This window comes from Pseudaminobacter soli (ex Li et al. 2025) (assembly GCF_029892515.1).
Taxonomy (GTDB): Bacteria; Pseudomonadota; Alphaproteobacteria; order Rhizobiales; family Rhizobiaceae; genus Pseudaminobacter; species Pseudaminobacter soli_A.
The window spans coordinates 22,038-43,082 of the sequence record NZ_JARXVF010000001.1 but is presented as its reverse complement, the minus strand read 5'-3'; the positions used below and the strand labels follow the sequence as shown (position 1 = coordinate 43,082).

At 62.6% G+C, this 21,045-nt stretch carries 24 protein-coding genes; 18 read left to right on the top strand and 6 right to left on the bottom strand.

Annotated elements, in window-relative coordinates; translation table 11 throughout:
* Window positions 1-143 precede the first annotated feature (143 nt).
* Window positions 144-1,769, top strand: a complete 1,626-nt coding sequence (locus tag M2281_RS00230) for an acyl-CoA dehydrogenase family protein (protein ID WP_280819098.1) — start codon at window positions 144-146, stop codon at window positions 1,767-1,769.
* Here M2281_RS00230 and M2281_RS00225 read toward each other — a convergent pair.
* On the bottom strand, window positions 1,754-2,689 hold the full coding sequence (locus M2281_RS00225) for an AEC family transporter (protein ID WP_280819097.1): 936 nt from the start codon (window positions 2,687-2,689) through the stop codon (window positions 1,754-1,756). The genes M2281_RS00230 and M2281_RS00225 overlap by 16 nt on opposite strands.
* 275 nt (window positions 2,690-2,964) lie before the next feature.
* Here M2281_RS00225 and M2281_RS00220 point away from each other — a divergent pair, with 275 nt between their 5' ends.
* Window positions 2,965-3,249 (top strand): DUF6105 family protein, encoded by a 285-nt coding sequence (locus M2281_RS00220; protein ID WP_280819096.1) that lies wholly within the window; start codon window positions 2,965-2,967, stop codon window positions 3,247-3,249.
* A 14-nt stretch (window positions 3,250-3,263) separates the two neighbouring features.
* Here M2281_RS00220 and ruvX read toward each other — a convergent pair whose 3' ends face one another.
* A complete protein-coding gene (ruvX, locus tag M2281_RS00215) occupies window positions 3,264-3,749 on the bottom strand; it encodes a Holliday junction resolvase RuvX (RefSeq protein ID WP_280819095.1) in 486 nt (161 codons plus the stop codon).
* A gap of 78 nt (window positions 3,750-3,827) precedes the next feature.
* Here ruvX and M2281_RS00210 point away from each other — a divergent pair, with 78 nt between their 5' ends.
* The 5 genes from M2281_RS00210 (at window position 3,828) to M2281_RS00190 (ending at window position 7,799) form a co-directional block, all read left to right on the top strand.
* A complete protein-coding gene (locus tag M2281_RS00210) occupies window positions 3,828-4,532 on the top strand; it encodes a metal-dependent hydrolase (RefSeq protein ID WP_280819094.1) in 705 nt (234 codons plus the stop codon).
* Window positions 4,533-4,631: 99 nt separating this feature from the next.
* A complete protein-coding gene (gene gatC, locus M2281_RS00205; protein ID WP_280819093.1) occupies window positions 4,632-4,919 on the top strand; it encodes an Asp-tRNA(Asn)/Glu-tRNA(Gln) amidotransferase subunit GatC in 288 nt (95 codons plus the stop codon).
* 6 nt (window positions 4,920-4,925) lie between these two features.
* Complete coding sequence (locus tag M2281_RS00200) at window positions 4,926-5,390, top strand: GNAT family N-acetyltransferase (protein ID WP_280819092.1); 465 nt, start codon at window positions 4,926-4,928, stop codon at window positions 5,388-5,390.
* 2 nt (window positions 5,391-5,392) lie between these two features.
* Complete coding sequence (gene gatA / locus M2281_RS00195; RefSeq protein ID WP_280819090.1) at window positions 5,393-6,874, top strand: Asp-tRNA(Asn)/Glu-tRNA(Gln) amidotransferase subunit GatA; 1,482 nt, start codon at window positions 5,393-5,395, stop codon at window positions 6,872-6,874.
* Window positions 6,875-7,004: 130 nt separating this feature from the next.
* Complete coding sequence (locus tag M2281_RS00190; protein WP_280819089.1) at window positions 7,005-7,799, top strand: YdcF family protein; 795 nt, start codon at window positions 7,005-7,007, stop codon at window positions 7,797-7,799.
* Here the strand turns inward: M2281_RS00190 and M2281_RS00185 are convergent.
* Window positions 7,796-8,494 (bottom strand): DUF599 domain-containing protein, encoded by a 699-nt coding sequence (locus M2281_RS00185; RefSeq protein ID WP_280819088.1) that lies wholly within the window; start codon window positions 8,492-8,494, stop codon window positions 7,796-7,798. The two genes, M2281_RS00190 and M2281_RS00185, sit on opposite strands and share 4 nt — an antisense overlap.
* Before the next feature lie 297 nt (window positions 8,495-8,791).
* On the opposite strand from M2281_RS00185, the gene M2281_RS00180 reads away from it, so the two are divergent.
* The 5 genes from M2281_RS00180 to M2281_RS00160 all read left to right on the top strand — a co-directional run bounded on the left by M2281_RS00180 (window position 8,792) and on the right by M2281_RS00160 (window position 12,520).
* Window positions 8,792-8,920 carry a hypothetical protein gene (locus M2281_RS00180; protein WP_280819087.1) on the top strand — a complete coding sequence of 43 codons (129 nt, stop codon included), beginning with the start codon at window positions 8,792-8,794 and terminating at the stop codon, window positions 8,918-8,920.
* Between the two features lie 193 nt (window positions 8,921-9,113).
* A complete protein-coding gene (locus M2281_RS00175) occupies window positions 9,114-10,514 on the top strand; it encodes an L-serine ammonia-lyase (protein WP_280819086.1) in 1,401 nt (466 codons plus the stop codon).
* 81 nt (window positions 10,515-10,595) lie between these two features.
* Complete coding sequence (locus M2281_RS00170) at window positions 10,596-11,033, top strand: DUF1489 family protein (RefSeq protein ID WP_280819085.1); 438 nt, start codon at window positions 10,596-10,598, stop codon at window positions 11,031-11,033.
* A gap of 63 nt (window positions 11,034-11,096) precedes the next feature.
* A complete protein-coding gene (locus M2281_RS00165) occupies window positions 11,097-11,828 on the top strand; it encodes a VWA domain-containing protein (RefSeq protein WP_280819084.1) in 732 nt (243 codons plus the stop codon).
* Window positions 11,825-12,520, top strand: coding sequence for a DnaJ domain-containing protein (locus tag M2281_RS00160; protein WP_280819083.1), 696 nt, complete (start codon window positions 11,825-11,827; stop codon window positions 12,518-12,520). Before M2281_RS00165 ends, M2281_RS00160 begins: the two co-directional genes overlap by 4 nt.
* Before the next feature lie 46 nt (window positions 12,521-12,566).
* On the opposite strand, the gene M2281_RS00155 is transcribed toward M2281_RS00160, so the two are convergent.
* Complete coding sequence (locus tag M2281_RS00155; protein ID WP_280819082.1) at window positions 12,567-14,030, bottom strand: D-alanyl-D-alanine carboxypeptidase; 1,464 nt, start codon at window positions 14,028-14,030, stop codon at window positions 12,567-12,569.
* Between the two features lie 267 nt (window positions 14,031-14,297).
* Here M2281_RS00155 and M2281_RS00150 point away from each other — a divergent pair, with 267 nt between their 5' ends.
* From M2281_RS00150 to M2281_RS00130, 5 genes are all read left to right on the top strand, one after another.
* Window positions 14,298-14,627: a phasin family protein gene (locus M2281_RS00150; protein WP_280819081.1), complete on the top strand. Its 330-nt coding sequence runs from the start codon at window positions 14,298-14,300 to the stop codon at window positions 14,625-14,627.
* Between the two features lie 266 nt (window positions 14,628-14,893).
* A complete protein-coding gene (gene clpS / locus M2281_RS00145; protein WP_280821058.1) occupies window positions 14,894-15,223 on the top strand; it encodes an ATP-dependent Clp protease adapter ClpS in 330 nt (109 codons plus the stop codon).
* Between the two features lie 8 nt (window positions 15,224-15,231).
* Entirely contained in the window at window positions 15,232-17,691 is a 2,460-nt protein-coding gene (clpA, locus tag M2281_RS00140) for an ATP-dependent Clp protease ATP-binding subunit ClpA (RefSeq protein WP_280819080.1), read from the top strand.
* A 140-nt stretch (window positions 17,692-17,831) separates the two neighbouring features.
* Entirely contained in the window at window positions 17,832-18,593 is a 762-nt protein-coding gene (locus M2281_RS00135) for an AzlC family ABC transporter permease (protein ID WP_280819079.1), read from the top strand.
* Window positions 18,590-18,946, top strand: a complete 357-nt coding sequence (locus M2281_RS00130) for an AzlD domain-containing protein (protein WP_280819078.1) — start codon at window positions 18,590-18,592, stop codon at window positions 18,944-18,946. Before M2281_RS00135 ends, M2281_RS00130 begins: the two co-directional genes overlap by 4 nt.
* Here M2281_RS00130 and M2281_RS00125 read toward each other — a convergent pair.
* Window positions 18,943-19,368: an HIT family protein gene (locus M2281_RS00125; protein ID WP_280819077.1), complete on the bottom strand. Its 426-nt coding sequence runs from the start codon at window positions 19,366-19,368 to the stop codon at window positions 18,943-18,945. The two genes, M2281_RS00130 and M2281_RS00125, sit on opposite strands and share 4 nt — an antisense overlap.
* Before the next feature lie 78 nt (window positions 19,369-19,446).
* Here M2281_RS00125 and M2281_RS00120 point away from each other — a divergent pair, with 78 nt between their 5' ends.
* A complete protein-coding gene (locus M2281_RS00120; RefSeq protein WP_280819076.1) occupies window positions 19,447-19,782 on the top strand; it encodes a DMT family transporter in 336 nt (111 codons plus the stop codon).
* Between the two features lie 6 nt (window positions 19,783-19,788).
* Here the strand turns inward: M2281_RS00120 and M2281_RS00115 are convergent, their stop codons facing one another.
* Complete coding sequence (locus M2281_RS00115) at window positions 19,789-21,012, bottom strand: GNAT family N-acetyltransferase (RefSeq protein ID WP_425537649.1); 1,224 nt, start codon at window positions 21,010-21,012, stop codon at window positions 19,789-19,791.
* Window positions 21,013-21,045: the final 33 nt, after the last annotated feature.

Here is a 21,045-nt window from a genome sequence, read left to right as displayed (position 1 = left end):
TGGGGCGATCGCAAGCGCCGGAAGGGGGTGGAGGGCCCACTTTCCCGGGATTTTCATCGCGTGGTAAGGATCCCTTGGTTTATAAAGCTCCGATGATACTTCGGATTCGCATGATGCGCCGAAGAGCACCCTAAGGATTGCGCGTGAGCGACGAGGTAACGAACCAATCTCCGCCCTTGACCGGAGGCAACGCCTGGCGGGGCGATCCGTTGCTGGTTCAGCTTGCCGAAGACTTTTCCGATCCGGTGCGCAAGGACCTCGACGGCATTGGTCGTTTCGTGCTGAGCGCCGAGGCGCAGGATCTCGCGCGGCTCGCCAACACTGAAACACCGAAGCTCAGGACGCATGACCGGCAGGGCCGGCGCCTCGACGTGGTCGACTATCATCCGGCCTATCATGCCTTGATGCGGCGGTCGGTCACCAACGGCCTGCATTCGTCCATATGGGAGAACGGCGCGCACGAAACCGGCCGCCGGCATCAGGCCCGCGCCGGGCGCTTCTATCTCACAGCGCAACTCGAGACGGGGCACCTCTGCCCCATCACCATGACCAGCGCCTCGCTGGCGGCGCTGATGGCGAGCTCAAAACTGTTTCGCGAATGGGCGCCGCGCATCACCACGCGCAAATACGACCAGGCCCAGAAGCCGCCGGTGGAAAAGACCGGGCTGACGCTCGGCATGGGCATGACCGAGAAGCAGGGCGGCACCGATGTGCGCGCCAACACCACCCGCGCCGAGCGCGCCGGCAGCGGCTTCTATCGCATCACCGGCCACAAATGGTTCATGTCGGCGCCCATGTCGGATGCCTTCCTGGTGCTCGCCCAGGCGCGCGAAGGGCTGTCGTGCTTCCTCGTGCCGCGCATTCTCGGCGACGGCAACGGCAACGGCTTCCTCTTCCAGCGCCTGAAGGACAAGCTGGGCAACCGCTCGAACGCGTCTTCCGAGGTCGAATTCGTCAACACCATCGGCGAGATGGTCGGCGAGCCGGGGCAGGGCGTGAAGACCATCATGGACATGGTGACGCTGACGCGGCTCGATTGCGCCATCGCCTCCTCGGGCCTCATGCGCGCGGGGCTGTCCGAGGCCGTCAACCACACGCGCCATCGCCAGGTGTCCGGTGCCACTCTGATCGACCAGCCGCTGATGCAGCGCGTTCTGGCCGACATGGCGCTGGATGTCGCCGGTGCCACGGCGCTGTCGTTCCGGCTGGCGCGTTCCTTCGACGAGGCGGCGACCAACCGCGGCGAGGCGGCCTTCGCGCGCGTCATGACGCCGGTTGTAAAATACTGGGTGTGCAAGATAGCGCCCGCGCTGCTCTACGAGGCGATGGAGTGCCTGGGCGGCAACGGCTATGTCGAGGAAATGCCGCTCGCCCGCTACTATCGCGAGGCCCCGGTCAACGCCATCTGGGAAGGCTCGGGCAACGTCATGGCGCTCGACGTGTTGCGGGTTCTCAGCCGCGCGCCCGGTCTGTTCGACGATGTTTTGGCCAGCCTCGAGCGGGATCTCGGCCCGGGCGGCTCCGGCACCACGGGTGTGCTGCGCGCAGCACTTCAGGTGGCGTCGTCCGACGAAGGCTCGGCGCGTATCCTGACCGAGCAGCTAGCCTTGTCTGCGGCAGCGGCCGAGTTGCGGCGCATGGGGGCAGGGCGCATCGCCGATGCCTTCATCGAAACGCGCCTCGCCGGCCAATGGCGCGGCACTTATGGCATGCTCGACGCGCGCCATGATGCGCGCATGATCATCGACACGCTCTATCCGGTGATCTGAGCCGTCAGCGAAAGAACCGCCGGTATGGTCAGGAACGAAGCTGCCGTCTGCACCGTGGTGACGGCGGCATAGAGCTCGGCGTCGCCGCCCAGCTGGCGGGCGAGCAGATAGCCGTTCATGGCGGTCGGCACCGCCGCGCATAGCGCCAGATAAGAGAGCTGGCTGCCCGTGATGCCGAAGGCCACGGCAGCGCCGACGAGCAAGGCCGGGAAGAGCGCAAGCTTCAGCATGACGGGCAAGAACAGCGCCACGCGCGGCCGCCACAGGTCGCCGAGCCGCAAGCCCGCACCAATGGCCAAAAGCCCCATGCCGAGCGCCGCGTTTCCGACCAGGCCCAGCGTCTGGTTGAGCGGACCGTAGAGGTGGAACGGCAGGCAGCGGAACAGGATGGCCGCGAGCGAGCCCAAAATCATCGGGTTGATCGCCATGTCGCGGCCGATCTTGCGCCAGTTGGCGTTCCGGTCGGCAAAGCGCGTCACCAGAAGCACCGTCGCAAGGTTGAGCGGGATGATGATGATCGCCATCACCAGTGCCACAACGGCGGTGCCGGCAGGCGGGAACATCTTTTGTGCGATCGCCAGCGCCATGAAGCTGTTCCAGCGCACCGCTGTCTGGAAGATCGAGGAGAACTCGGTGCGTTTTACGAGCCCGGTGCGGTCGAGCAATGGCCATAGCCCGCAAGTGATCGCCAGCATGGCGACGAGCGCGGCCGCCAGCGCCATCATCATGGCATTGAGTTCGAGCCCGCTGAAATCTGCATTGTAGATCGTGACGAAGAGCAGCGCCGGATAGAGGAACCAGTAGCCGATCTGCTCGAGCCCAATCCAGGCACCGGGATCGATCAGCGGCAGGCGGCGTAGCCAATTTCCTCCCAGAATAAGCAGGAAGATCGGAAGGATACTTTCGAAGGCTGCAAGCATTGGATGAAGGCTGAGGGTCCGGAGTGAGACTCGAGGGGATGGAAAACGTCGGAACGAGCCTATCTTTTCCTTATCTCAATTAACAACAGACGACCGTTAAGGTTAACAAATGGTTTCAATTGCGATGCCGAGCATTCGGCATCACAGTCTGAAGTTGGGGTGGGTTAATCAATGTTAAAGCTGTTCAGGTCAGGTCTGGCTCCCGGCAGAGCTGTGCACATTGCGCGGCTGCCGGCGGGCCGCGTCTTCGAGTTCTGTCTCCAGGGAGGCGGCCGATGCGCTATGTGATCGTCCTCTGGGCCGGGCCATTACTGCTGTTCTGGGGCTGGTTCGGCCTGTCGTTCTACGACATCAACTTCGGTTATGTGATCCTGAGCCGGCAGCTGCACGATCTCGTCTTCCAGCTGTATGGTCAAATACTTGGCGTCGACCCGGACACCATTCCGCTTCTGCTCGTCAGGACCTGCATCTTCGACGCGTTCCTTCTTGCGGCGATCCTTGCCTTCCGCCGGCGCCGGCAGATAGGAAATTGGATGCGGGCGAGGACCAAGACCTCTTGAGCAGTCCGCTCGTCCTACTCCGAGCCGGTTTCCGGCCGAAGGGCGTGGAGTCGGTCTAGAACGCCCTGCAGGATGAAGGCAGCCGCGGCCGAATCGATCTTTGTCTTCCGCTTGGCGCGCGACATATCCATCTCGATCAGGCTGCGCTCTGCCGCGACGGTCGATAGCCGCTCGTCCCAGAAAGCGAAGGGCAGGTCGGTCAGCCTGACGATATTGCGCACGAATGCGCGCGAAGCTTGTGCGCGCGGGCCCTCGCTGCCGTCCATGTTGACGGGCAGGCCGATCACCACCGCGCCGGTGTTTTCCTTGCCGAGCAGCTCAAGCAGGCTGGCCACGTCGATCGAGAATTTTTTGCGCATGATGACGGGTCGTGGATGCGCGAAAGACAGGCCGCGATCCGAAACGGCAACGCCGATCGTCTTTTCGCCGAGATCCAGCCCGGCCAGCGTCTTGCCGCCGGTGAGTAGCTGCGGCAGGTCCTCGATCGCGACGATGTTCACGGGCGCGTGGCTTTCCTTTTGACTTGGCTTCGCCGCCTTCTATCCTTTGCACAAGAGAAAATCGAGGAGTCGGCTGCGATGAAAATCACCTGGTACGGGCAATCCGCGTTTCGCGTGGAGGTGGGCAAGGCCAAGATCCTGATCGACCCCTTCATCCAGAACCCGCTCTGGAAAAATGGCTGGGAAGGTCCTGCCGAGGGTGTCACCCATGTGCTGCTGACCCATGGCCACAACGACCACATCGGCGATTCCCTGGCGATCCTGAAAAAGACCGGCGCGCAGCTCGTCGCCAATTTCGAGATCTGCATGTATCTGGTCGGCCAAGGCGTGAACGGCGACCAGATCAACCCCGGCAATCATGGCGGCACGGTCGATTGCGGCGGCTTCACCACCACCTTCGTCAATGCGCTTCATTCCTCGTCATATGCCGGCGAGGGCGGCACGAACACCTATCTTGGTAATCCGGCTGGCCTCATCCTGCATTTCCCAGACGATCGCACGCTCTACCACATGGGCGACACCGACATCTTCTCCGACATGGCGCTGATCAACGAGTTGCATGAGCCCCAGATCGGCATCGTGCCGGTCGGCGACCGCTTCACCATGGGCGGCGCGGTAGCCGCGCTTGCCTGCCGGCGCTTCTTCAATTTCGAGACGGTGATCCCCTGCCACTACAAGACGTTCCCGATGCTCGACCAGACGCCGGACAAGTTCATCGCCGGCATGGAGGGTTCGGGCGTCGAGATCGTGGTGCCGAACCTGGGCGAAACCAAAGAGATTTAGCTTCTCGAAGCTCCGGCGCGGACATCAATGTTGCGCGCCGGGCCGGGCGCCGCTATAGCCCGAACACGATAACCAGCCCGGTTTTCCGGAGAATCCCTGATGTCCGTTGATATAACCACCGTAAAGCGCGTCGCGCATCTTGCCCGCATCGCCGTCACCGACGAGGATGCCGAGCGTATGACAGGCGAACTGAACACCATTCTCGGCTTCGTCGAGCAATTGAACGAAGTCGAAGTGAGCGGCGTTGAGCCGATGACCTCCGTGACGCCGTTGGCGATGAAGAAGCGCGAGGATGTCGTTACCGACGGCAACAAGGCCGCCGATATCGTCGCCAATTCCCCGTCGACCGAAGAGAATTTCTTCCTCGTTCCCAAGGTGGTGGAGTAACGCTTCGTGGCCCTCGCGATCGCGAATGAAAGCCCGTTGCAGGATGATGTGCGCGGCCTGATCGCCGAGCTCAACGCCACATTGCTCGATTTGACGCCGCCGGAATTCTGCTTCCACATGACAGCGGAGCAGATGGCGGGGCCCGACACCACCGTTTTCATTGCCCGCGACAATGGCGAGGCGGTGGCTTGCGGGGCGCTGAAGCGGCACGATGGCGATCTTGGCGAGGTCAAGCGCATGTATACGCGCCCCTCGCATCGCGGCCGTCGCATCGGCTTCGAGATCGTGGGCCGCATCGAGGCGTTGGCGCGCAACGAGGGCATTTCGCGGCTGGTGCTTGAAACCGGCGACCGGCACCCGGCCGCCTGGGCCGTTTATGAGCGCGCCGGCTTTACGCGCTGCGGCCCTGTGCTTGACTATCCGGATTCGGAATGGTCGGTGTTTTACGAAAAGAATTTGCAGGCTGAATGACGATGAGCGACCTGACCAGACTGACCATTTCCGAGGCCCGCACCAAGCTCCGCGCCAAGGAGATCAAGGCGACCGAGCTGACCGACGCCTATCTCGACGCGATCGATGCCGCCAACGGCGAATTCAACGCCTATGTCACGGTCACGCACGACAAGGCGCGTGACATGGCCAAGGCATCGGACGAAAAGCTCGCCAATGGCCAGGGCGGCGCGCTGGAAGGCATTCCGCTCGGAATCAAGGACCTGTTCGCCACCGAAGGCGTGCACACCCAGGCCTGCAGCCACGTGCTGGACGGCTTCAAGCCGCGTTATGAATCGACCGTCACCGCCAATCTCTGGGCCGACGGCGCCGTCATGCTGGGCAAGCTCAACATGGACGAGTTCGCCATGGGCTCCTCCAACGAGACCTCCTATTACGGCGCGGTGATCAACCCCTGGCGCGCGGCTGGCTCGAACAAGCGGCTCGTGCCCGGCGGCTCGTCCGGCGGTTCGGCTGCTGCTGTTGCCGCCTGGCTCTGCGCCGGTGCCACTGCCACCGACACCGGCGGCTCCATCCGCCAGCCGGCCGCCTTCACCGGCACGGTCGGCATCAAGCCGACCTATGGCCGCGTCTCGCGCTGGGGCACGGTGGCTTTCGCCTCCTCGCTCGATCAGGCCGGACCGATCTCGCGCGACGTGCGCGACGCCGCGATCATGCTGAAGTCCATGGCTTCGGTCGATTCCAAGGACACCACCTCCGTCGACTTGCCGGTGCCGGACTACGAAGCGGCGATCGGCCGTTCGGTGAAGGGCATGAAGATCGGCATTCCGAAGGAATATCGCGTCGACGGCATGCCGGCCGATATCGAGGCGCTCTGGCAGAACGGCATTGCCTGGCTGAAGGACGCCGGCGCCGAGATCGTCGACATCTCGCTGCCGCACACGAAATACGCCCTGCCGGCCTACTACATCGTGGCGCCGGCGGAAGCCTCGTCCAACCTCGCACGCTATGACGGCGTCCGCTACGGCCTGCGCGTGCCGGGCAAGGACATCATCGAGATGTACGAGAACACCCGCGCCGCCGGCTTCGGCCGCGAGGTCAAGCGCCGCATCATGATCGGCACCTATGTGCTGTCGGCTGGCTATTATGATGCCTACTATCTGCAGGCGCAGAAGGTGCGCACGCTGATCAAGAAGGACTTTGAGGACGCCTTCGCTGCCGGCATCGACGTCATCCTGACCCCTGCCACCCCGTCGGCCGCCTTCGGCGTCGCCGACCAGGAGATGGCAAGCGATCCGGTGAAGATGTATCTCAACGACATCTTCACGGTCACGGTGAACATGGCCGGCCTGCCGGGTATCGCTGTTCCCGCCGGTGTGGACGCTGGCGGCCTGCCGCTCGGGCTCCAGCTCATCGGCCGCCCCTTCGATGAGGAAACGCTGTTCCAGACCGCCCATGTCATCGAACAGGCGGCCGGACGGTTCCAGCCGGAAAAGTGGTGGTAAGAATCCGCTACCCGGGCATCGAACCGAAAGACGCCCTGCGGTTTTCGGGATTTTTCGATGCCCGCTCAAAATGTTAGATCGTCCTTTGCGCGTCCAAAGAAACGCGCGGGCGATCTAATAAGGTGACGGAATGTTCTTTGTCGTTTCCAAGGTCTTCTGGTTTTTCCTCCAGCCCTTGAACCTCTCGCTGTTTCTGCTTCTGGCTGGTGTCGTCGCTCTGCTTGCGGGCTGGCGGCGCCTAGCGATCACCGGATGCCTTGGCGGCTTTTCAATCCTGGCGCTCGCGACCTGGACGTCACTCGGCGCGATCCTGCTCAACCCGCTCGAAGAACGCTTTCAGCGCCCGAATCTGCTGGAAAAGGTCGATGGCATCGTCGTGCTGGGCGGCGGTCTCGAAGGCGCGATCAACCTCGTGCGCGGCGGCTATGAGCTGAACCGGGCCGGCGACCGCTTCGTCGAGACCGCGATACTTGCGCGCCGGTTCCCCGATGCGAAGATCGTCGTTTCCGGCGGTGTTGGCTCGCTCCTCCTCGATGGAGAGGGCGATGCGGCGACGGCCGAGCGGCTGCTAACCGCGCTCGGCGTCGAGCCCGAGCGGCTGGTGCTCGAAAACGACTCGCGCAACACCTACGAAAACGCCGTCTTCACCAAGCGGCTCGTTTCGCCCAAGTCAGGTGAAACCTGGCTGCTCGTCACCTCGGCCTTCCACATGCCGCGCTCGATGGCGCTGTTCCGCAAGGCGGACTTTGCCGTGCTGCCTTGGCCGGTCGACTATCGCACTTCGGGGCAGGAGGGCGTCGGCCTGCTGCGCGACAATCCGACAGACGCGCTCCAGAACACCACCATGGCCATTCGCGAATGGATCGGGCTCGTCGCCTACTGGCTGTCGGGCAAGATCGCTTCTCCGTTCCCCGGGCCGGTCTAATCCGGCTCCAGAATCGCCTGGCGGGCGGACGAGAAGAACTGCCGGCGCATCAGCACCGCCATGAGGATGAGTGTGGTGATGACGAACACGGCCGCATTCACGAACCACCCCAGATAGCCGAGCGAAAAGAAGATCGCCCGCAGGCCGGCGTTGAAATGCTTTCCGGCCAGAACATTCATCCGCGTGGCGCGGCGCACCGCCGCTTCCATGGACGGGCTGTGCATCCCTTCGCCCTGCATCGGCACTGCTCCGACGAGGATGGAGCAGTAATTGAACAGCCGGTAGGACCAGCCGAACTTGAAGAAGGCATAGGCCAGGATGATGATCAGGCCGAGGACCTTGACCTCGAAGGTCGGGCGCGAGGCCGCACCAGCGAAAGGCAGATCGGCCAGAACCGTCAGCACATGATCTGATGCTCCAAGCAGCGCAAAGCAGCCGCCCACTGCAATCAGCGAGCTTGAAGCGAAGAACGCGGTTCCCTGCTGCAGACCCACCATGATGCTGGTGTCGATCATGCGCAGTTCGCGCCGCGCCATGGTCCGCATCCAGGCCTCGCGCTGCGCATTCATTGCGCGGGTGAGCGAGATACGGCGCACGAGGTGGCCATCGACCGTCAACGTATGCACGGCCCATGCCGCCAGGAAGAAGGAAAGGGCAGCGAGATCAGGGATCGTAAGCTTCAGAGAATCGAGCATTTTGGAAGCTTATCACGCCCCCGATGCACCATCGCAAGGCCGGCTGACGCCCTGTCCGGCGAGACACAATTTCGACATACAGCTTTCAATTTCGTTGATGGCGATTTCGGATTAAGCGGATGATTTTATTTAAGTTGTAAGCGGGCTCGCATGGCAGCTATGCGCGGCTGCCACGTTTTCGCCTCTTTTTGCAGTTGCGAAAGGTCGCGCGAAGACGTATCTCTCGCGCGGTTGCGGGGTGGGAAAACGCGGCGAGAAAGCCGTCCGCACAGGGTTCTAAGGGTAGAAACACACATCATGGACGAACACGTTCAGAAGTCCTGCTGGGGTCTGACGGCCAAAGCAGTGCTGGGGTTTGCCGGTATCATTCTTCTCGCCTGGCTCGTGAGCGGCGCCGACAAGGTCGCCGTGGTTGCCGCGGGTTGATCCGGCCGATCATTTCCGGGATTATGAGAGAGGCGCGGGGGCTCCCCGCGTCTCTTTTGTTTTGAGGCTTTCGCCTCATGTCGTTGCCGAAGCAATCAAAGTCGGGAAGCGCCTAGCTTCGACCGACAAAAGCGCACAATCATCCATATATTGAGGCTAGACTCGCTTCGCATTCACTGGAGATCGCCTGCCCGTGTTCCTGTCGGTATTTGACCTTTTCAAGATTGGCATCGGCCCGTCCAGTTCGCACACGATGGGCCCGATGACTGCGGCCGCGCGCTTTCTCGCCGAACTTCAGGGCAATGACTGGCCGCGCCCGGCCAATGCGAAGGTCGACCGCGTCGCTGCCAGCCTGCACGGCTCGCTCGCCTATACCGGCGTGGGCCATGGCACGGACCGTGCGGTGATCCTGGGATTGGCGGGCCTGATCCCGACCACGGTCGACCCAGACCGCACCGATGCTATTATCGACAAGATCACGGCCGACAAACTGGTCACCGCGCCCGGCCATCCGGCCTATCGCTTCGATCCAGCGACCGACCTCGTGCTCGACAAGAAGACGCCGCTGCTCGGCCACGCCAACGGCATGGCGTTCTACGCCTATGACGCCGACGACCACCTGCTGCTGAAACGCATCTACTATTCGATCGGTGGCGGCTTCGTGGTGTCGGAAGAGGAGCTTCAGCGCCTCAAGACCCGCAGTGAACCGGAAGCCGGCACGTCTGTGCCTTATCCATTCCGCAATGCGGTGGAGATGCTCTCCATGGCAGCGCAGAGCGGGCTTTCCATCGCCGAGATGAAGCGCGTCAACGAAGAGACGCACATGTCGCGGGAAGAGCTCGACGCCGGGCTCGACCGCATCTGGGATACCATGAAGGGCTGCATCGACCGCGGCCTGTCGCAGGAAGGCATCATGCCGGGCGGCCTGAAGGTGCGCCGCCGCGCGCGACAGCTGCACGACAAGCTGCAGGAGGATTGGCGCCAGAACCGCCCGAACCCGCTGCTCGCCAATGACTGGCTGTCGATCTATGCCATGGCGGTGAACGAGGAGAACGCAGCGGGCGGACGCGTGGTTACGGCGCCCACTAACGGCGCTGCCGGCGTCGTGCCGGCCGTGATGCGCTATTGGCTGCATTTCCATCCGGAGGCCGACCAGGCGAGCATCCGCGACTTCCTTCTGTCGGCTGCGGCCGTCGGCGGCATCATCAAGACCAACGCCTCGATCTCGGGCGCCGAAGTCGGCTGCCAGGGCGAGGTGGGCTCGGCCTCGGCCATGGCTGCTGCCGGTCTTTGCGCGGTCATGGGCGGCACGCCCGAACAGGTCGAGAATGCCGCCGAGATCGCGCTGGAGCATCATCTTGGCATGACCTGCGATCCTGTCGGCGGGCTCGTGCAGGTGCCATGCATTGAGCGCAATGCGCTCGGCGCGGTGAAGGCCGTGACCGCCGCCTCGCTGGCGATCAAGGGCGACGGCAAGCATTTTGTCCCGCTCGATGCGGCAATCGAGACCATGCGCCAGACCGGCATGGACATGAACGAGCGCTATAAGGAAACCAGCCTCGGCGGCCTCGCCGTCAACGTCGTGGAGTGCTGAGGCCGTCTGGCCTCGTCTCCGGGCGGCGCTTCTGTGGACAAGCGGCTTGTCGGTAACGGGTGTCGGGAGTAAATCACGCCCATGGCCCTCAACCTCATAAAACTCTGCGTCGGCTGCGACAGCGTCGAAGATCTGGAAGAATGGATCGCCTTCCGCCTCGACGAGCGTCGGCGGACCGGCGAACCCGTCGAGCAGTACCATACGACTCGCATGATGCCGACGCGTGGCGAGGAAATCCTCGGCGGCGGTTCGCTCTACTGGGTCATCAAGGGCAACGTCCAATGCCGGCAAAAGCTGTTGGAGATCAGGCCCTTCGTCGATGACGAGGGCATTTCGCGCTGCAAGCTGGTGCTGGAGCCGATCGTTGTACGCACCGACTGGCAGCCGCGCCGCGCCTTCCAGGGTTGGCGCTACCTGAAGGCCGAAGATGCGCCGGCCGATCTCGGTGCAGGCCGTGCGGGACTTGCGGAAATGCCCGCCAAGCTCAGGCAGGAACTGGCCGATCTCGGCCTTCTTTGAAGACTTTTTCAGAGTAGCTCGCGCGCACTTGCAAGCACTGGGGTTGCGCTACATCTTCTTGGCATGAACGACAAGAAGGCGCCGGCTCCGTTCAATTCGTCCTCGGTCCCAAACCGGCCGGTGTCCAGCGCGCAGGAAATCGAAGCCTTTGTGCGTGAGGCCAAGGCGTTTGCCGGCGACAAAACAGGCTCCGGCCGGCTGATCCTGGCGCTCGATGCGACCATGAGCCGGCAGCCCACCTGGGACCTTGCCTGCACGCTGCAGGCCGAGATGTTCGACGCGGTAGGCAAGGCCGGCTCGCTCGACGTACAGCTCGTCTATTTCCGTGGCATCGAGGAATGCCGTGCCTCGAAATTCGTCAGCGACACCGGCGCACTGAAGCGGCTGATGAGCAGCATCCAGTGTCAGGGCGGACAGACCCAGATCGGCAAGGTCCTCTCACACGCCTTGAGGGAGGCCGCGCAGGGCAAGGTTTCGGCCCTCGTCTATATCGGCGACGCGATGGAGGAGAACGTCGACGCCCTGGCCATGAAGGCCGGTCAGCTCGGCCTGCACGGTGTTCCCGTCTTCATCTTCCAGGAGGGGGATGACCATGTCGCCGAAACGGCCTTCAAGGAGATGGCGCGGCTGTCCAAGGGCGCCTGGTTCCGCTTAGACCGCAATGCCGCCGCGATGTTGGCTAAACTATTGTCTGCGGTCGCGGTGTTCGCCACAGGCGGCATCAAGGCGCTTGAGGCACGCGGCCGGGCCGAGGATCGGCTGATGATCGAGCATCTGCGGGGCGGACGGACATGACCATCCTGCTTGGCTTGCTGGGAACGGCTTTGGTGATCGTCGTTATGGGCTCGCTGTTCGTGCGTGCCGAGCCCGCCGCACTTGCCCGAGCGGTGACGCTGTCGGGACCCATCGCCATTGGCATTATAGGCACGATCCTGTTGCTGCTCGGACGAGCCGTCCTGGGTGGTCTTCTGCTATCGGCGGCTTTCGGCTGGTATTCGATGGGCCGATTCCGCGCGTCCCAGCAATCGACACCCGGAAAGCGCTCGACGGTGCGAACCGCCGCACTCGAAATGGAACTCGATCATGACAGCGGCCGCCTGGATGGATTGGTACTTGCCGGTCGGCACGAGCAGAAGACGCTGAGCTCCATGTCGCTCAGCGAACTCAGAGAACTGCATTCGGACCTCTACGGAGATCCGGAAAGCCGCCAGTTACTGGAGACCTATCTTGATGGCCGGTTTCCCATCTGGCGCGAAAACGCGGATGCGAATCGTCGCTACAGGCAGCGTGTTGCGCCAAGTTCTGGCGCCATGACTAAGGAGGAGGCCTACAAGATCCTTGGTCTTGAAGCGGGGGCCACCGCGGCGGATGTCCGCAAGGCGCATCGACGCCTGATGCAGCGCCTGCATCCCGATCTCGGGGGCACGTCTTTCCTGGCTGCGCGAATCAACGAAGCCAAGGACGTTCTGCTCACCAATCACGATTAAACCTCCTACGACACGGAACAAGCGGGAGAGTTTCTGCTCGGCCGTCCTAGTTCTGGACGGCATAGCAGGAGATTTTCTTCTTCTTCAGCGCGGTGCACGCATCCCATGCGGCGACCTTGGATTGGAAGCCGCCGAAACGTGCGCGGTGATAGGTCACGCCACCCTTTTCGAACTGCACGGTGAAGCCGGAGGCCCTGGCCAGAACGCCGCCTGCCTGCTTGGTGGTCTTGTCGAGAATGGCCTCGGCTCCTTCGCGGCTCGGCGCCGAAGCGATCTGCACAACCCAGCCAGTGGGGCTAACCGAGGCGGTCTTGACCGGATCCACATGCTGCACGGTGGGGGCAGGCGCGTCTTCGGCATCGTCGTCGGTTTCGGTATCTGCACGCTGGAACGGCGCAGGTTCAGCATAGGCCTGCAAGGCCGGAGCGGGTACGGTTTCCGGCGTCTTGGCGTGCTCGGTGGCCTTGGCGGGAGCAGCGTCAGCGACCTTAACCGGGGCCTTCTCTTCGTCATTGTCCACAGCAACGTCCACGTCGCCGTCGGGCTTGGCGTCGGGCGTCGGGGCGGCGTTCTTGGGCAGCAGCACCTTCGCGATGGCACCGGACGGCGAGGATTCTGCGCGGGCGACCAGCTGGCCACGCTTTCCGCCATTGGAGGCTTGCGGCAGGTACCTCTGGATCAGCTCGACCATGTGATTGTCGCGAGCGCCGCCGCTGGCGCCGCCCATGACGACCGCGACGATACGGCGATTGCCGTCGATCACCGACGAGACGAGGTTGAAGCCGGAAGCATTGGTATAGCCGGTCTTGATGCCGTCCATGCCCTTCACCCGGCCCAGCAGGTGGTTGTGGTTGGGCATGCGGGCGCGGCCCCAGGTGAAGGAGCGCGTGGAGAAATAGCCATAATACTGCGGGTAGTGTTCGCGCAGAGCCAGGCCAAGCGTGGACATGTCGCGTGCGGTGGTGAACTGTCCGGGATTGGGCAGGCCGTTGGCGTTGCGGAACACGGTGCCGGTCATGCCCAGGCTACGCGCCTTGGCCGTCATCATCCGGGCAAAAGTCTCTTCATCGCCCGCGATCAGTTCGGCCAGAGCCGTCGAGGCATCGTTGGCCGACTTGGTCACCAGCGCATAGATCGCGGTCTCGACGCTGACCGACCCACCGGCCCGTACGCCAAGCTTCGTCGGAGGCTGAGAGGCGGCGTGGGCCGAGAAGGGCACGCGCGTTTCCTTGGTGATCTTGCCGCGGGAGAGGGCCTCGAAGGTGAGGTAGAGCGTCATCATCTTGGTCAGCGACGCCGGAAACCGACGCGAGTCGGCATTGGCCGAAAACAACATCTTGCCGGTGTTCGCGTCCACGACGATGGCTGCGTATTTCGTATTGGACTTCTTCGCGGCGGCGTTGGCGACGCCGACCGAAACCACGCTCATGACCACTGCAAGGATCGTTGCGATTGCAGATTTTGCGGAGAAGTACTGCTTGAGGGCAATGCCGGCAAACGCTTGACGCACTGTTGGACCCTTGAATTTTTGTTGCACCCGAGAGGCGGCAAAGGTTCCTGCCTCGCTTTGGCGCACACTAGGGTGGCAGCGTTACCAATCCGTTTATGGTAACCGGAACGTTCACCTTTTTATTCGGGCTTTAGAATGAATTTAGCTTTTGTCGCACCCCGTTGCCGACGCTGCGTCATTGACTTTTTGTGCATCGCACAATAAATTGATTGCAACGCACAAAACATGCGCCGAGACCATCAGTCAGCATCGAAAGGGAATGCGCAGATGTTGCAGTCGTTTGATGAAGCCAACAAATTCGGCAAGGAAATCGTGGACAGCCACCTGAAGAGCTTTGCGGCCATGTCCAAGAGCGCCCAGGCCATTGCCGTCGAGGCAACCGAATATACCAAGAAGTCGTTCGAAACCGGCACCGCCGCCTTCGAGAAGGTGATGTCGTCGGGTTCGCTGGAGAAAGCTCTGGAAATCCAGACCGATTTTGCCAAGCAGGCCTATGAGGGCTTCGTCGCTGAGGCTACCAAGATGAGCGAACTCTACGCCGATCTCGCCAAGGAGGCCTACAAGCCTTTCGAGTCGGTCGTCGCCAAGGCTAAGTAAGCTCTCAGGCACGTGATTGCGGGGCTTCGGGTCCCATCAGAGCCCGGTTGCGCAAAGCGGCCGGGTTTTTTGCTTTTGCGGACGCCCGCTTGGGGTCACGAATGGCTGAAGCGGCATCGGCGGAATCAGCAACCATATTGTCAGGCGAAAAGAAGAGCTTAAAATCCGTGATCGGCTACCTACATTTGAGTGCGGGTGAGGATCCCGCGAAAGGTATGGAAAGAGTGACGAGCGTCGGGGGCGCCATAGGAATGCGAATGGCGCATATGCAAAATGGCGAGGATAAGGGCAACGCTCCCGGTCGGGGGACGGCCGTTATCACTCGCACGAAGCCGAAAACTAAGAAGCCCAGCCTGTATCGGGTTCTGATCCTCAACGATGACTACACACCGATGGAGTTCGTGATCCATATTTTGGAACGATTTTTCCAGAAGGATCGTGAAACCGCCACTCGGATCATGTTGCATGTACACAATCATGGCGTGGGCGAGTGTGGGGTTTATACATTTGAAGTGGCCGAGACGAAGGTGTCGCAGGTCATGGATTTTGCCCGTCAGAATCAACATCCGCTGCAATGCGTGATGGAGAAGAAATGAGGTTTTGAATGCCGGCTTTCTCACCGGGCCTGGAAAAGGCGCTTCACCAGGCGCTCACATTCGCCAACGAGCGTCACCATGAATATGCGACGCTCGAGCATCTGCTGCTCGCCCTGATCGACGACGCGGAAGCGGCGGCGGTCATGCGCGCCTGCAATGTCGACCTGGCTGAACTGAAACGCACCGTCCTCAACTATATCGACACCGAGCTCGACAATCTGGTCACCGGCTACGACGAGGATTCGAAGCCGACGGCAGGTTTCCAGCGTGTCATCCAGCGCGCGGTCATCCACGTTCAGTCGTCCGGCCGCGATGAGGTGTCGGGTGCCAACGTGCTCGTTGCGATCTTCGCCGAGCGCGAAAGCCATGCCGCCTATTTCCTGCAGGAACAGCAGATGACCCGTTACGACGCGGTCAACTACATCAGCCACGGCATCGCCAAGCGGCCCGGCGCCAATGAGACTCGCACCCCGCGTGGCGCCGAGGACGATCATTCCGGCTCGGCCGGTGGCGATTCCGCGGAGGAGGGTGGCAAGAAGAAACAGCAGGACGCGCTTGCCGCCTACTGCATCGACCTCAACAAGAAGGCCCGTGCCGGCAAGATCGATCCGCTGATCGGCCGCGAGGACGAGATCAATCGCACCATCCAGGTGCTGTGCCGCCGTTCCAAGAACAACCCGCTCTATGTGGGTGATCCCGGCGTCGGCAAGACCGCGATCGCCGAAGGTCTGGCCAAGCGAATCGTCGAGGGCGATGTCCCCGACGTGCTGGCCGATGCCACCATCTTTGCGCTCGACATGGGCACGCTGCTGGCCGGCACGCGCTATCGCGGCGATTTCGAGGAACGCCTGAAGCAGGTCGTCAAGGAACTGGAAGAGTATCCGGGTGCGGTGCTGTTCATCGACGAGATTCACACGGTGATCGGCGCTGGCGCCACCTCGGGCGGCGCGATGGATGCATCGAACCTCCTGAAGCCGGCGCTGTCGTCCGGTGCTATCCGCTGCATCGGCTCGACCACCTACAAGGAATTCCGCCAGTTCTTCGAGAAGGACCGCGCTTTGGTGCGGCGCTTCCAGAAGATCGACGTGAAGGAGCCGACGGTCGACGACGCGATCGAGATCATGAAGGGCCTGAAGCCCTATTATGAGGAATTCCACCGGGTGAAATACACCAACGAGGCCATCAAGGCCGCGGTGGAGCTGTCTGCGCGCTACATCAACGACCGCAAGCTGCCGGACAAGGCGATCGACGTGATCGACGAAACCGGCGCCTCGCAGATGCTGGTGCCCGAGGGCAAGCGCAAGAAGACGATCGGCGTCAAGGAGATCGAGGCGACCATCGCCACCATGGCGCGCATCCCGCCCAAGACGGTTTCGGCCGACGACGAGCAGGTGCTGGCCAATCTCGAGACTGAGCTGCGCCGGGTTGTCTATGGTCAGGACACGGCCATCACGGCGCTCGCCTCGGCGATCAAGCTGGCGCGTGCGGGCTTGCGCGAACCGGAGAAGCCGATCGGCTCCTACCTGTTCTCGGGTCCGACGGGCGTCGGCAAGACCGAAGTGGCGCGGCAGCTGGCTTCGTCGCTTGGGGTCGAGCTGATCCGCTTCGACATGTCCGAATACATGGAGCGCCACACCGTCTCGCGGCTGATCGGCGCGCCTCCCGGCTATGTCGGCTTCGACCAGGGCGGCCTGCTGACCGATGGTGTCGACCAGCATCCGCACTGCGTGCTGCTGCTCGATGAGGTCGAAAAAGCGCATCCGGACTTGTTCAACATCCTGTTGCAGGTCATGGACCACGGCAAGCTGACCGACCACAACGGCAAGCAGATCGACTTCCGCAACGTCATCCTGATCATGACGACCAATGCTGGTGCTGCCGACATGGCCAAGGCGGCCATCGGCTTCGGCTCGTCTAAGCGTGAGGGCGACGACATGGAAGCGATCAACCGGCTGTTCTCGCCGGAGTTCCGCAACCGTCTCGATGCCATCATCCCGTTCGGTTCGCTGCCGGTGCCGGTCGTGCACCAGGTCGTGCAGAAGTTCGTCATGCAGCTCGAGGCCCAGCTTTCCGAGCGCGGCGTGACCTTCGATCTGTCGCCCGATGCCATCGCCTGGCTGGCCGACAAGGGCTATGACGAGCGCATGGGCGCGCGTCCGCTCAGCCGCGTCATCCAGGAGTACATCAAGAAGCCGCTGGCCGAAGAGGTGCTGTTCGGCAAGCTCAAGAAGGGCGGTACCGTCCGCGTCACCGTCGAGAAGAAGGAAGACGGCGAGAGCGGCCTGAAGCTCGAGAGCATCGCCGACGAAGTGCCGGTGAAGCCCAAGAAGGAAGAGACCAAGGGTCCGGCGAGGAAGCCGGCAGCGAAGAAGGCGGTGGCAAAGAAGGCCACAAGCCAGAAGCCCAAGGCCAATGGCAGGGACGGGACCAAGCGTAGCCTGGTGCCGCAACTGCCCCGCAAGGGCTGAGAAGACTTCCTAATCAATGAAAAGCCGCCGGCCGCATCAGGCGACCGGCGGCTTTTTTGTGACTGCCTCGACACGATCGGGCAACTGGTCCAAGGCTTTCATGTCGCGGCGTCATTCAGTGCGTGCTAATCAGCGCGTCGATGCCAGACGACACCTCCACATTCCCCGAGCAGATCGATTCTCCAGGCGCCGACGCGCGCCGGATCTGGTTTCTGCGCGGTGCCCGCACTGCCTTTTCGGTTCCCGGGCTGATCCTTGCCAGCGCTTTCGTCGGATTTGCAGGGCTTGCACGCGAGGCCGGGCTGACGCTGGCCCAGGCGGTGTTCATGACGGGCATGGTCTGGGCGCTTCCGGCCAAGGTGGTTTTGGTCGGCGCCATCATGTCGGGCGCATCGCTGCCGGCGGCAGCCTTTGCGGTTGCGCTGTCGTCTATCCGTCTGATGCCTATGGTGGTGGCACTGGTGCCCGAGCTCAAAGGCTCGCGCACGCCAAAGTGGCTGCTCTACCTGCTCTCCCACTGCGTTGCCGTGACGTCCTGGGTGCTCGCGATGGAGCGCGTCGGTCGCATTCCGCGTGAGATGCGCGCAACCTATTACGCCGGGCTGGGCTTCACGCTGGTGCTGACCAACATGGTCGTGGTGGGCGTGGTTTATACGCTTGCGGGCAATCTGCCGCCCATCGTGTCGGCGGGCCTGCTGCTGCTCACGCCGATGTATTTCCTGACCTCGCTCTGGGGCTCGGCGCGCGAGCGGGCAGGGCATGTGGCCATGGTTCTGGGGCTTGGTCTCGGGCCGTTTTTCCATACCGTCTGGCCCGGTTTCGACCTTCTGGCGGCGGGTCTTACGGGCGGCGTTGCCGCCTGTATCTATCATCGACTGGTCCGGCGGAGGGCGGCCGCATGACCTTCACCTCGATCGACGCCTGGTGGTGGCCGTTCCTGTTTATCCTCGTCGCCGGCTGGCTGGCGACCGACAGCTGGCGCTTTCTCGGCGTCTATTTCGGCGGCCGTATTTCGGAGAGTTCGGATATTCTGGTGCTGGTGCGCACCGTGGCGACCGCGCTGGTGGCTGCCGTCATCGGCAACCTGATCGTCTTTCCGACCGGCGCACTGGCGGCAACGTCGCTTGCCTTGCGGGTCGGGGCAGTGGCGGCTGGCTTCGTCGCCTATCTTCTGCTCGGCCGCCGCGTGCTCATAGGCATCGTCGCGGCCGAGATCGTTCTTGGCGTGGGAATTTTGGCCTCGCAGCCGCTTTAAGCTTCAGCCAGTGCGGCGCGGAGCTTCTCGGCGTGCTCGGCCAGCACTTCCGGCTTTTCCATCTGGCCCGTATGCGGCTTCAGCGGCACGCCCTCGAAGCGCGGCATGACGTGGACATGCAGGTGAAACACGGTTTGCCCGGCGGCCGGCTCGTTGAACTGGATAACCGTCACGCCGTCGGCGGCAAAAGCCTGCTTGGCTGCACGGGCGATCTTCTGCACAACAGCCATGAGCGGGCCGAAAACGGCGGGATCGGCGTCCAGGAGGTTGCGTGAAGGCGCCTTGGGCACTACCAGCGTATGGCCCGTGCCCTGGGGCATGAGATCCATGAAGGCGATCGCGGTTTCATCCTCATAGACCTTGTGGGCGGGCAGCTCGCCGCGCAGGATCTTCGCAAACACGTTGGTATCGTCGTATTTCATGATGTGCCTCTCGTCGTGTGCGTGTTCGCGTCATAGTCGTTTCGGCAACAGCCCGCAATCAGTCAGGCAGGAACACGCATGTATTGGAACTACGGCTATCTGGTCATAGCCATCATATTCGAAGTGCTGGCAACGACGGCGCTCAAGGAAACGCACGGCTTCACCCGGCTGCTGCCATCGCTGGTGACGGTCACGGGCTATGCGCTTGCCTTCTATTTCCTGTCCCTGACTTTGCGCATCATGCCGGTCGGCGTGGTCTATGCCCTCTGGTGTGGCGCGGGCATCATCCTCATCACGGCGATCGGCTGGGTCTGGTTCCGCCAGGCGCTCGATGTGCCCGCCCTGATCGGCATGGGGTTCATCATGGTGGGCGTCGGCATCATCAACCTGTTCTCGAAGACGCTGGTGCACTGACACCTTTCAACTATCAGGCTCGGCGAGATCCTTCCTGAACGGGCTGTGCTCGTCCAGATACTCGCCAATCTGCTGGACCTCCTCGCGCTCGCGCTCGAGATAGTCGGCAACGGCATTTCGCAGGCCGGCATGGACGATGTAGTGGGCCGAGCGCGTGGTAACGGGTCTGTAGCCGCGCGCCAGCTTGTGCTCCCCTTGCGCGCCGGCTTCCACGACCCTCAGCTTGTTGGCGATCGCAAAATCGATCGCCTGATGGTAGCAGACCTCGAAATGCAGGTAGGGGTGATCCTCGACGCAGCCCCAGTTGCGGCCATACAGCGTATCGGAGCCGATGAAGTTGATGGCGCCTGCTATGTACCGGCCATTGCGCCGCGCCATCACCAGCAGGATGTCGTCGCGCATCCGCTCGCCGATCAGCGAGAAGAACGTGCGGTTGAGATAGGGGCGTCCCCATTTCCGGCTGCCCGTATCCATGTAGAAGGCAAAGAAATCGTCCCAGACGCGCTCGGTCAGGTCGCTGCCGGTCAGCCAGTCGATCTCGATCCCATGCGACAGCGCCTCGCGCCGTTCCTTCTTCAGCGCCTTCCGCTTGCGTGAGGCAAGCGTTGCGAGGAAGTCGTCGTAGCTGGAATAGTCTTCGTTGAAGAAATGGAATTGCTGGTCGGTGCGGGTGAGGAAGCCAGCGCCTTCCAGCGCCTCGACGTCGTCCTCCGTGGCGAAGGTGACATGCGCCGACGATACGCCGAGCTTGTTCGTCACCAGCTTGAGACCCGAGGCAAGCGCGGCCCGCACGGTATCGGCGTCGGCGGCACGGTGCGCCAGGAGCCGGGGCCCCGTGGCCGGCGTAAAAGGCACCGAAACCTGCAGCTTGGGGTAATAGCGCCCGCCCGCGCGCTCGAAGGCATCGGCCCAGCCGTGGTCGAAGACATATTCGCCCTGGCTGTGCGACTTCATATAGCAGGGCACCGCCCCGAGAAGACGGCCGCCCGGCCCTTCGAGCCGCAGGTGATGGCCCATCCAGCCCGACCGGCGAACGGCGCAGCCGGACTCTTCGAGAGAACTAAGAAACTCGTATGATATGAACGGGTTATAGATATTTCCGGACTCGTTTCGCGAGGTTCCGGTCAGGCTTTCCCATTCGGCGCGGGCGAAGCCGCCCATGCTGTCGACGACGCGGATGGCGAAGTCGCCATCCGCGTGGGGTTCGGTGCCGTCGCGCGTGCTGTCCATGGGGTTTTAGATACGTAACCCGTTTGGCGGTGC